Annotated in this window: 8 protein-coding genes and 3 pseudogenes; 4 read left to right on the top strand and 7 right to left on the bottom strand. The window is 33.2% G+C overall.

The features are described 5' to 3' along the window. Positions 1–8 precede the first annotated feature (8 nt). Entirely contained in the window at positions 9–1193 is a 1185-nt protein-coding gene (locus O1Q06_RS07385; protein WP_410542550.1) for a hypothetical protein, read from the bottom strand. A gap of 201 nt (positions 1194–1394) precedes the next feature. On the opposite strand from O1Q06_RS07385, the gene O1Q06_RS07380 reads away from it, so the two are divergent. The 3 genes from O1Q06_RS07380 (at position 1395) to O1Q06_RS07370 (ending at position 2636) form a co-directional block, all read left to right on the top strand. Further along, positions 1395–1934, top strand: a complete 540-nt coding sequence (locus tag O1Q06_RS07380; protein WP_410542549.1) for a hypothetical protein — start codon at positions 1395–1397, stop codon at positions 1932–1934. Positions 1935–2020: 86 nt separating this feature from the next. Then, positions 2021–2278, top strand: coding sequence for a transposase (locus tag O1Q06_RS07375; protein ID WP_410542244.1), 258 nt, complete (start codon positions 2021–2023; stop codon positions 2276–2278). A 46-nt stretch (positions 2279–2324) separates the two neighbouring features. After that, on the top strand, positions 2325–2636 hold the full coding sequence (locus O1Q06_RS07370) for a hypothetical protein (RefSeq protein WP_410542245.1): 312 nt from the start codon (positions 2325–2327) through the stop codon (positions 2634–2636). A gap of 638 nt (positions 2637–3274) precedes the next feature. Here O1Q06_RS07370 and O1Q06_RS07365 read toward each other — a convergent pair. The 3 genes and pseudogenes from O1Q06_RS07365 to O1Q06_RS07355 form a co-directional block, all read right to left on the bottom strand. Beyond that, positions 3275–4276: pseudogene (locus O1Q06_RS07365) on the bottom strand (IS630-like element ISWpi10 family transposase). A 51-nt stretch (positions 4277–4327) separates the two neighbouring features. After that, complete coding sequence (locus tag O1Q06_RS07360; RefSeq protein ID WP_410543174.1) at positions 4328–4678, bottom strand: ankyrin repeat domain-containing protein; 351 nt, start codon at positions 4676–4678, stop codon at positions 4328–4330. Between the two features lie 53 nt (positions 4679–4731). Then, positions 4732–5715: an ankyrin repeat domain-containing protein gene (locus O1Q06_RS07355; protein ID WP_410542548.1), complete on the bottom strand. Its 984-nt coding sequence runs from the start codon at positions 5713–5715 to the stop codon at positions 4732–4734. A 76-nt stretch (positions 5716–5791) separates the two neighbouring features. Between O1Q06_RS07355 and O1Q06_RS07350 the strand changes: the two are divergent. Continuing rightward, positions 5792–6793: pseudogene (locus O1Q06_RS07350) on the top strand (IS630-like element ISWpi10 family transposase). Between the two features lie 133 nt (positions 6794–6926). Here the strand turns inward: O1Q06_RS07350 and O1Q06_RS07345 are convergent. From O1Q06_RS07345 to O1Q06_RS07335, 3 genes and pseudogenes are all read right to left on the bottom strand, one after another. Next, positions 6927–7794, bottom strand: a pseudogene (locus O1Q06_RS07345) (IS982 family transposase). Positions 7795–7914: 120 nt separating this feature from the next. After that, positions 7915–9468, bottom strand: coding sequence for an ankyrin repeat domain-containing protein (locus O1Q06_RS07340; protein WP_410542547.1), 1554 nt, complete (start codon positions 9466–9468; stop codon positions 7915–7917). Between the two features lie 208 nt (positions 9469–9676). Continuing rightward, positions 9677–10672, bottom strand: coding sequence for an RDD family protein (locus tag O1Q06_RS07335; RefSeq protein WP_410542546.1), 996 nt, complete (start codon positions 10670–10672; stop codon positions 9677–9679). Between the last annotated feature and the right edge of the window lie 606 nt (positions 10673–11278).

Genomic DNA, 11278 nt, shown 5'->3' with positions numbered 1-11278 from the left:
TATTCCTCTTACAAAAATGTTTGTAGAAAATTTTGTACACCGATTAAGCATTTTTCATTCCCCAAAGTTTCTTTTGCTTTATTGGTAATATTTAAGATTTTATTATTTTGTTCATCTTGAGTATTGAGAATAGTAAGTATTTCTTGACCTATATCATATTCACCACCTTTTACACCTTCTAAAATTTCTTGTACTTTATGACTAATCTTTAAGAATTTTATAATCTCTGAATCATTAGTTTCAAGAATAGTGTTTATTTCATTATGTAGAATGTTTTGACTTCTTTCTTGAGCATTAAAAATTTCTTTTGCTTTATCGAGAAGCTTTGAGATTTTATTATTTTGCTCATCTTTGGTATTAAGAATAGTAAGTATTTCATGAGCTAGTTGATTTCTCTTGCTTTCAATTCGATTTGCAACTTCAAGTAACGGTAAGGATACTCCCGCAATCTTTTTATTTTCGTACCTTGCCAGAGGTGATGATGATACTAGATAGTAGTGATCAATCAGAGGTTGAATAATTCTACTTTCCTCATCCCAAAAGAATTGAGGCTCCAATTCATATTCTAGTTTTAAATTTCCTTCATCCGATTCAACTAGTGTTAATTTTTCATTTGTAAGATAATTATTAATATTCCTTATTCCCACATTTATAAGTTTTCCTTCTGGATATGAATCCTTTTCTTTTCTAAAAGATATAGTGAAGTCGCTTAGATACGCTATTGGTTCATCACTACCCTCTTCAAATATAGCAGCAGGATAACGTACAGGCATATATCTGCTGCCATCCTTAAAATAATAGTCTTCATTACCATAAGGTTTAAATATTTTAATAACACAATTTTTATTGTTATTATTTATCTCTCTTATCTTTTCTACAATATCATACTTTGAAAAAATATTGCGGCGTTCAATTTCCTTTTCTCCTGACACAATCTTATTGCTAGATAAAGTTAGATAGTATTTATTTTCTAATGGCCAAGTTTGAGAATTAGATGGCTCAAATCTCCATAATATGTTTTTATCTTCTTCTGTATCAAATACTCTATTAAAATAATAAGCGAAGTTTGGTAATTGAATTAGACCACCAGCTATTTCTACATCGTAATATTCATAATTAAAAGGTGACTCATAGATTTCTGGTTTAGGGTTAATTTGAAAAGTATACTGTCTTGAAATTTGACTTTTTGACATCCTTCTAATTAACTTTTGATGTTTAGCTACTACAGAAAAAATATGAATTTTTATTTAAACTAGCACGCATCTATTTAGACTAGCCTTTTTGAATATAAGTTTGAATGTAGCCAGTTTGTATAGTAAAACGGTATTGCAATATATAAACTATAGTATTGCCTAAAGTAAATGATAAAGGTATAATAAAGTATTTGAGTTATAATGGCATATAGTGTGGATTTAAGGGAATTGGATAAATTATTGGAAGTATTATATAAGTTGATAAGAGAACTTGATGAAGACCTTAATAAGTTAGAAAATAAAACTATAATACAGGTTGAATTAGAGCAAGCTGATTCTCAACCCGTAAAATTACCGGAGATAGATAGTAAGATAGGAAAAAGTGAAGAGCTCGATAAACAAATAGATAATATAGAAGAAAGTAGAAAAGCTGAAGAAGGAAATTTTAATTTTGAACCTGTCAGATTTCCTAATAAGTTAGGAAATATTAAAACACTTGATTCACAAAATAATTATAGTCCAAAAAGTAAGAAAGATAGTATTTCATCAAATCAAAAAGTATTTTTGTTTACTATTATAGTAGCTTCTGTGTTAACAACTATTATTATAGCAGTTTATTATTCAACATTAGCAGCAGCAATAGCTTTACTTGGTTGTGTGTGGCTAGTATATAATGATATGTTTAAAAAAACAAATGGCCCTAATTCTACATGGCTTTGTTGCATAGCTAGTGTTGGTTGAGGTTATTGTAAGAAGAAAAGCTTTTTAATATATGGCTACTGACGCATTTTGTTGTAAAATAGGCGTTTTTCAAACAAGTACAACTTATGCCACAAAAAATGAGAGTCAGTAACCAAAGAGAATATAACGAGTTTCTCAAAAAAAGAGGAAATGTTTTTCATTTTGTTAATCAAGCCATAGAAAATTGGTATGAAAACAGTCCAAAAGTTGCAGGTGGTAATAACATTTATAGTGATAAAGTTGTAATTTTAATACACATAATAGTTCATCTTTTTAGAATTGTCCTGAGACAAGCTGTAGGTTTTGTAAAAGGTTATATGATACAAATAGGCAAAAAAACTTAAGATTATCAGCTATACACAAGCTTCCAGAAGATTTAAAAAGCTTAATTTGAAGATTGATGACCATAGAAGCAATAAAGATGATTTGGAAAATATTGAAATTGCCGTAGATAGCACTAGAGTTAGTATCTACAATAATAACGGTGGGCATAGTAAGCTTAATATTCGAAAAAGAAAATACAGTGGCTATGGTCAAGTAAGAAAATTACATGTTGTTTTAAACATAAATGATAAGAAAGCAATAAGCATGAACTACACTAGTGGTGTTGCTGTAGACTATTTGCCGGTCTGCGATATGTTAGAAGAAGTCAGTGATAAATATAACATTTATTCTATTGAGCAGATGCAGCTTATGATATAAAAAGTGTGTATAAAGAATGCAGAAAATACAATATTGTGCCTATTATTCGCCCTAGCTAAAATTTGTTTAGCTGACTACTTATCAGAAAGAAACAAGTATATTAGTAGAATTAGGTCATATGAGAATTATGAAAATGAATGGAAGAAAAAAGTTAAGTATGGAGCACGGTCTTATATTGAAGTCTTTTTCTATAGGTTGAAGCAAATATTTGGGTTTGGCTTGAAAAATAAATCAGAGGTAAATCGTGAAAAAGAGCTGTTAATTAAGTGCTACTTATTGAACAAATTTACTGATATAGGTACGGCTAAATTTGAATGAGCTGCATAAATTTACTGTGATTTACATCCCTATCAGTGCTATGCAACAAAGCCATTCTACATTAGAGGAACCAAGAGAAGAAAAGGCACCCATTCAGGTAATGGAATCAATTTAAACTCCATTCAAATTAATATAAAAAATAGCAAAATACGGGGTAGCACAACAACACCACTAACGGCTAAAGCTACTGGATATACTTATTAATAACTAAAAATAATAAGCTAATTTGATAACTATTATAATCTAGATATGACTCCGCGAATATAACTACCTGCCTTATAAAACTCTTTAAATAACTAACCTAATACCAAATTCCATTACTAATCGAACAAATAAGAAACATTACAAACTCGTTTAATAGTAGCACTGGAAATACTGACAATAAAATTACACAGAACATCTTCAAGTAAGCCTATGGTATCGTAGACTCTGTTGCGTAAAGTATTGTGTTTGATATATTGCCACAACCTCTCAACAGGATTCAGTTCTGGTGAATAAGGAGGCAAGTATATAATGGTAATGTTTTTCTGAATTTTCAAACTTTTTGATCTATGCCAGCCTGCACAATCCATTACAAGAAAGGCTTTTTTCGTGCCTAAATCTTTCGACATCTGCTCCAGAAATATATTCATACAATCAGTGTTTACATATGGAGCAAGTAGGCTAATTTTCTTACCACTTCTTGGATTTACCGCACTGTAGATATAGAAATTTTGTCTACCAATTTTCATTTAACCTGCGTTCTGACCCCTTTTTTAAACCATCCGTGTCCGATTTTTGAATGAGTTCCAAATCGTGATTCATCAAAAAAATACCTCCTTTTCAGGGTGGGAATTGATTATTTTATTGAAGTATTTTTTAAACTCTTCTTGCTTGTTTTTATCTTGTTTATGGTGAATTGGCCTCGGTGTTATATAAGAAAACTTCATCCTTTGTATCTCACGATGCACTGTTGATTTGCTAATGTTTAGGCCAAATTCCTCTGAGATTTTTATTTGCACTTCCTTAATAGTAATATTTGGATTTCTTTCTACCCATATTTCAATTTGCTCACGTTGATTTTTGTTTAATTTGCTTTTTCTTCGCCGCTGAGAAGGGGAAAATAATTTTTCTACTCTACCAAATTTTAGATGCTTTATCCATTCAGTCAAAGCAGTCCTTGAAATTTTACATATTCTTGCCACAGCGCTTATACTACTTTCTTTTCCTGCTATCACCGCTTGTAACTTTTTTGAAACATATGCGTTATTTCTGACCTTTTTTAACATTTCTTTCGCCAAATTTACAACTTTTTCGTCTAACAGTTTTGACCTTAATGCCATTTATACCTCTCTATTTTATCTACTCTAGTATCACTTCTTTCCCATTATTGTCTATCTGTTCTTTACATAGTGGGAATTGGTATAAGCCCTATAATAATGAAAGCTGCTACTTGGGACTGCTACACTTGTACCTTCCACGCTACTAGATGGTGCTTCCCGTAGTAACATTTCCTTAATGTCTTCGTTTGCGTACTGCAGAGGAGTTATGCCTCTTGTGTCAGGAAGATTAAGCTTAGCCCCATTTTCTACAAGAAATCTCACTGTTTCTAAGTGACCATTTTTAGTAGCATAATGTAAAGGTATTAAGCCATTGTCGTTTTTAGGATTAAGATTAGCACGGTTACTTACCAGTAATTTTACTATATCTAAATCTCCTCTCATAGTAGCCTTATGTAAAGGGATATTACCGTATTTATCACAGCTCCTTTACTGAAAAGAGTAGGTTTTAACATCAACTATTTACCTACTTTCCACATACCAGTCTTGTTGCTACTGATAACTTCCACTTCATTCACATCAGTACTAGGACTACTACCCCATCCCTCTTCTTTACCTTTCCGTAATGCTTTCTCTAGAAGCCTGCTTGAATCATCTACATTCCTCATAATCAGCTCTCTTGGTGATAAAAGATTTTCAAGTATTGGCTGCTTATGTTTTGTTTTATTAAATAAACCAGTAGTTAGAATGCCTAATATTATTGTGTTGTTTACTACAGTTGTGTTTATTTCCGGTATAGCAGTGACAGTAGTGCTATCGTACTCTCTGTAAGTAAGTAAAGCTGGAGATCCTGTAGACGATATTAGACCTTTAACCCAATTAACAATACTATTACTTGTCCATGAGTTGCTTGATGCTAGATCACGGCGATCACGATGATGATTAGCTTGTGCCTGTTTTAAAAATTCTACTATAAGCGATAGATTAGCTATGTCTAGAGGGGTATCACCTTCTTTATCTTTGGCCATTAAATCAGCCCCTTTCTCTACAAGATACTTTACTGCACTAAAACTACCTACACTGGCAGCCTCATGTAAAGGGGTATCACCTTTTTTATCTTTAGCATCAATGTCAGCTCCTTGTTCTACAAGGTATTTAACTATATCTACCCCACCTGTTTCAGCAGCATAGTGTAAAGGAGTTTTACCGCCGTTGTTCTTAGCACAAAAATCAGCTCCTTGCTCTACAAGGTATTTAACCACATCTAACTCACCACCCCAAGCAACATACCTGCCCCCTTTAGCAGCTATATGTAAAGGGGTACTACCATAATCACTTTTAATATTTATGTCAGCTCCTCTATCTATAAGATATTTTACTATATCTAAGCGGCCATTGAGATCAGCAGCATAGTGCAAAGGAGCGAAGCCTCTGTAATCGTCGTCCTTTAAATTCAAACCAGCCCCTTTCTCTACAAGGTACTTAACCACATCTAATACCAATTCCCACTATGTAAAGAACAGATAGACAATAATGGGAAAGAAGTGATACTAGAGTAGATAAAATAGAGAGGTATAAATGGCATTAAGGTCAAAACTGTTAGACGAAAAAGTTGTAAATTTGGCGAAAGAAATGTTAAAAAAGGTCAGAAATAACGCATATGTTTCAAAAAAGTTACAAGCGGTGATAGCAGGAAAAGAAAGTAGTATAAGCGCTGTGGCAAGAATATGTAAAATTTCAAGGACTGCTTTGACTGAATGGATAAAGCATCTAAAATTTGGTAGAGTAGAAAAATTATTTTCCCCTTCTCAGCGGCGAAGAAAAAGCAAATTAAACAAAAATCAACGTGAGCAAATTGAAATATGGGTAGAAAGAAATCCAAATATTACTATTAAGGAAGTGCAAATAAAAATCTCAGAGGAATTTGGCCTAAACATTAGCAAATCAACAGTGCATCGTGAGATACAAAGGATGAAGTTTTCTTATATAACACCGAGGCCAATTCACCATAAACAAGATAAAAACAAGCAAGAAGAGTTTAAAAAATACTTCAATAAAATAATCAATTCCCACCCTGAAAAGGAGGTATTTTTTTGATGAATCACGATTTGGAACTCATTCAAAAATCGGACACGGATGGTTTAAAAAAGGGGTCAGAACGCAGGTTAAATGAAAATTGGTAGACAAAATTTCTATATCTACAGTGCGGTAAATCCAAGAAGTGGTAAGAAAATTAGCCTACTTGCTCCATATGTAAACACTGATTGTATGAATATATTTCTGGAGCAGATGTCGAAAGATTTAGGCACGAAAAAAGCCTTTCTTGTAATGGATTGTGCAGGCTGGCATAGATCAAAAAGTTTGAAAATTCAGAAAAACATTACCATTATATACTTGCCTCCTTATTCACCAGAACTGAATCCTGTTGAGAGGTTGTGGCAATATATCAAACACAATACTTTACGCAACAGAGTCTACGATACCATAGGCTTACTTGAAGATGTTCTGTGTAATTTTATTGTCAGTATTTCCAGTGCTACTATTAAACGAGTTTGTAATGTTTCTTATTTGTTCGATTAGTAATGGAATTTGGTATAACTCACCCCCTCAAGCAGAATACCTACTCCCTTGAATAGCATAGCCCAGAAGAATACTACCATGCCAACCTTTAGCATTAACATCGGCCCCTTTCTCTACAAACGCTAATTCTGGATTAAGGAAGGAAGAAAGTATAGGAAATGGAAGGCTTTTTGGATTTCAAGGAATAGGAAATGAGAGTAGAAAAGATGTGAACCAAGAAATTAACGGGAGATCTATGGCGAGTATGTTCAATTTCAAGTCTATTTTTGAGGTAGCCAAAAATCGTCTCAATGATCGACCTTTTTCTCAGCAAAATCTTTTCATGTAGTGAAATTAATGCGTTTTTCATCCCCTTTTTCACCTTGGTAACAAGTTTCAAACCGCGGTTAAACAACTCTTGGAAAAGCTCTTTTTTAATATAGCCTTTATCACCAAACAAAAGACCGGTTAATTTCTTAGTTAGGTTTGCTACAGGCTCTCTATCGTCAACATTACCTCTTGTAAGCGTAAAAGCTTGAATTTCACCTTTCTCGTTAATTATCAAATGTAGTTTAAAGCCGAAAAACCAGCCATATGTACTCTTGCTTAATTTTGCAATTCCAGCAAAAACCTTATTTCTTGATATTCTTTTTGCATGGCAAACTGCAATAGGAGTTGTATCTATGTATGAGATTCCAGTAAGTTCTGACCATCCGCAAAGGCACTGTAATAGCATGGCTAAATGCCACAAAACCCTGGGCTTTAGAGCAACAAACCTAGTGTATGAAGGCAACTTCGAAAACTCTGTTTGTAGAGCAATGTTGGGTAATGCAGGTAGAAAGCCTTAAAATTTTCACAGGGAGATTGCTGATACAGGAGGATTATTGTGATAATTTCCGAATGTGTAATTTCTGGCACTCTTGTGGGTTTTTACCGTTTGGTAGTAGTTTATCTGCAAAATTTTTCTCTATATCTCTGCAAAAATCATCGACCAGACAAAACAGTTTTGTTATATCTTCCATGGGTAACCTCATCTATTTTTTTCTATTTGTTGAGTTTACCCTACTCTCCTGACTTTTCTATTCTCTTTTTAATCCAGAATTAGCGTTACAAGGTATTTTACTATATCTAAATTACCTTGCTCAATCTAAATTACCTTGCGCAGCAGCTAGGTGCAAAGAAGTCTCACCTCTTTCATTCTTAGAGTTAATATCGATCCCGTTTTCTACAAAATATTTCACTGCATTTAAATTACCTTGCGCAGCAGCATCATGCAAAGACATATTTCTATAGTCTTCTGTAACCTGCTGCCTCTGTGTAGTCTGTGGCACTTCTGTTGTAACTTGCTGTTTTTCTGTAGTTTGCCGTGCTTCTGTTGTAATCTGCTGTCTTTCTGTGATTTGCTGGCCTTCTGTAGTTTGTGATATTCCTTGAGGTACTTCTGTTGCAACTTGTCGTCCTTCTATAGTTTGTGGCATTTCTATTGTAATATTTTGTCCTTCTGTAACCTGTTCTTTACTTGTTTCAAAAAGCCTCTTTAATGTTTTAGAAAGCTCACCCCTGAAGTCAGGTAAAAAGTCTGAAAGCGCCTCCAAAGTTTCCTGTATAAAATCGCTTTCTTGTTCTTCTATAAACTGTTTTTCTCCTGTAACTTGTGACATTTCTGTTGTAACTTGTTGTCCTTGTATAGCTCCTTTTTTATTTGTTCCAGATGTACTGATTTGGCCGTTTTGAGTAGCAAATTCTTGTAGTGTTTTATTGTCATTAACCTGTTGTTCTTTTGTAACTTGAGGTATTTTTGTTGTAATGTTTTGCCTTTCTGTGGCTGGTTGCACTTGCGTAACTTGTTGAACGCTCTTCTTAAGATATTCAACTATATCTGAGTGACCGCTCTGAGCAGCCCTTTGCAGGGGATTTTTACCTTCACTATCAGTAGCTTTAGGGTTAGCACCCTTCTCTATAAGATATTTTAGTACATCTAAATGACCATTCTTAGCAGCTAAGTGAAGAGCGGTGCTATAACTCCATCCACCTTGATGAACATCGACATCGGCTCCCTTCTCTATAAGCAATTTTACTACATTTAAATGACCTTCTGCAGCAGCCAAGTGTAAAGGTGTATACCCTCTTTCATTTTGAGTGGAAGTATCAGCTCCTTTTTCTACAAAGTGCTCCACTGCATTTAAATTACCTTGCTCGGCGGCTAGGTGTAAAGATATGTTGCTATATTCCTCTGTGATTTGTTTTTTACCTGTCTCAGGAGACAGAAATCGTTTAAGAGTATTCATGAGATCACCTAAAGTTTCTACCTCACCTAAAGCACCCCTGGCTGTATCTAAAGCCTTCTGCTGTCCACTTTGTGTGCCTAAGTGCCGAGTAACTATCTGTGAACCCCGATCCAAACCCAGTTTTTTTGACAGCTGGTACCAACGATATATATAGGTTGCTATTTTATATATATCATCTCCTATACCTCGCTTTGAACGATGAAGTTTAACTGTATTATCTTCACTTGAACTTATAATATCATTTACTAATCTGCTTATTTCTTCATGACTAATTTTATCACTAAGATTTTTTTGCTTTGAAGTACCAGACTGTAATAGCTGAACAACTCTATTAATTGTACTATTACTGGATTGTTGCTGATTCACATGCATTTTATTACCATTAAGTATAACTAAAATTACCCACACTATAAAACTAAATGGTTGTAAACAGTTTATGTAAATACCAAATATGAACTAATCTCTAGCACAGATATTTTGAGTGTCAATAATTTTTTCCATGTGGTGGAAAATTAATTTTATATTGCAAGAAATCGCATAGTTTATTTAAAACTAGTATTAAAAGAATCACATCAACTACAGTAGGCATATATTATCAACTATAGCAAGGAGAAAATTATCTTGAAGATTTGTAGTATATTGCCACTGTTTTTGCAATTTTATCGTAAAAAAGCTGCTTGCGTTTGTCGAGTATTGCGAATATAAAAATTAATATTATAACTACAAATGTTAAGGTTAACAAAGCTCCAGACCACTGTTCAGAATTATGCTGATTACAGAATTCTTCTAGAGACAAAATATAACACGGTATGAATACATTAAAAGCTTCAAACAAAACGTACCTGACTGTTGCCTGTACTAAAGTGATATTTTCAAGTGTATTTGTATCTTTTATGTGAATACCGCACAATAGTTGTCCTGGAGTACCGCTAAATCTTCTCATCATGAATACTCCAAATATTATTGATAGTAGAAAAAATAAGTATGTGGTTAATAAATCAGCTTTAATAGGATCAAAAGCCATTTGTACGAAAGAGAAAAAAGCTAAAGAAATTCCAATAATAATAAAATGGTCTATAATATATGCTACTGCGCGCCTAATTATTCCCACACAGTTTAAATTTAAGTGATGTTTTTCAGGTTTGTAGTCAATTACCACTGTTTTTATAGTTTTATCATAAAAAGTCTGTTTACGTTGATCAAATGTTGCAAATATTAAAACTAAAATTGGTAAAATGAAGAACCAGTTAGAAATACAGCTTAACAAGAGCACCTTAAGAGTACTCCTTATTACGGCTTGCATCAAAGAGACGTTTTTAAGTGTATTTGCATCCTTTATGTATATACCAAATAGCAATTTTCCAGGAGTCCAGCCACACTTTGTTATCATTAATGTTTCTAGTGCTATAAACAGCAATGTTTCTAATACTTCCCATTGAACTGACGTGGAGATTATAGCAGTATCAGAAAAGATATAATTAAAAAATTCAGTAAAGGATTTATCTGATGATATGAACAAAATGAATAAATAAAAGGATAGAAATATTATTGCATCTACTACACATGCTGCAACACGTTTAGTAATTTCTGCATAATTTACTTTAACATCCATTCTACGCCTCACATAATCATTTAATACTAAAATATTAGCAATTAAACAATAGTAAAAGTTGGTTAACCTACTTACAGAAAAATTGATCATTATTGGCAAAGTGCACTCTAAAAAGACACAATTTTTCAAAACATACCTCTCTCTACTGTTAAATTAAATTCTTTTATTGACTTGTTTACTCTATGAATCTCTCTGAATTATTGAAAAATACCCTATATTGTAGAGAAATAGAGAGCTTTATTAATAGATTATGTAAAAATATGTAGTTTCTATGGGTAAACATTTGAAGTTAAATACCGCATTTATTTGAGCAGTATTTAGTGTATTTTTGTATTTTAAATTTTGGCTAAAAACTCTCTATTAGTGGGCGATGACAGGCTCGAATTGCCGACCTCCTCGGTGTAAACGAGATGCTCTACCAACTGAGCTAACCTCCCTTTTTCTCTGTTTGGTTTGGTGGAGGCAAGTGTACTTTTCGAACTTGTTCTCCGTTCATTTATGTAAAATAGTGAAAAACACCTAAATCATACACCTTTTTGGTAACTTTACTCAACATAAAAATCCCTATGTGTTTGAGAATTTGAGAGAAATTCAAGATAAAAAGGA

It is taken from the genome of Wolbachia endosymbiont of Tetranychus urticae (genome assembly GCF_046529255.1).
Taxonomy (GTDB): domain Bacteria; phylum Pseudomonadota; class Alphaproteobacteria; order Rickettsiales; family Anaplasmataceae; genus Wolbachia.
The sequence above is the reverse complement of the archived record's forward strand: the minus strand, read 5'-3'. Positions and strand labels throughout refer to the sequence as shown.

Bases quoted from the DNA above. Each gene is read 5' to 3' on its own strand.
- O1Q06_RS07375 (WP_410542244.1), top strand. From the start codon at position 2,021: ATGCCACAAAAAATGAGAGTCAGTAACCAAAGAGAATATAACGAGTTT.
- O1Q06_RS07385 (WP_410542550.1), bottom strand. From the start codon at position 1,193: ATGTCAAAAAGTCAAATTTCAAGACAGTATACTTTTCAAATTAACCCT.
- O1Q06_RS07380 (WP_410542549.1), top strand. From the start codon at position 1,395: ATGGCATATAGTGTGGATTTAAGGGAATTGGATAAATTATTGGAAGTA.
- O1Q06_RS07335 (WP_410542546.1), bottom strand. From the start codon at position 10,672: ATGGATGTTAAAGTAAATTATGCAGAAATTACTAAACGTGTTGCAGCA.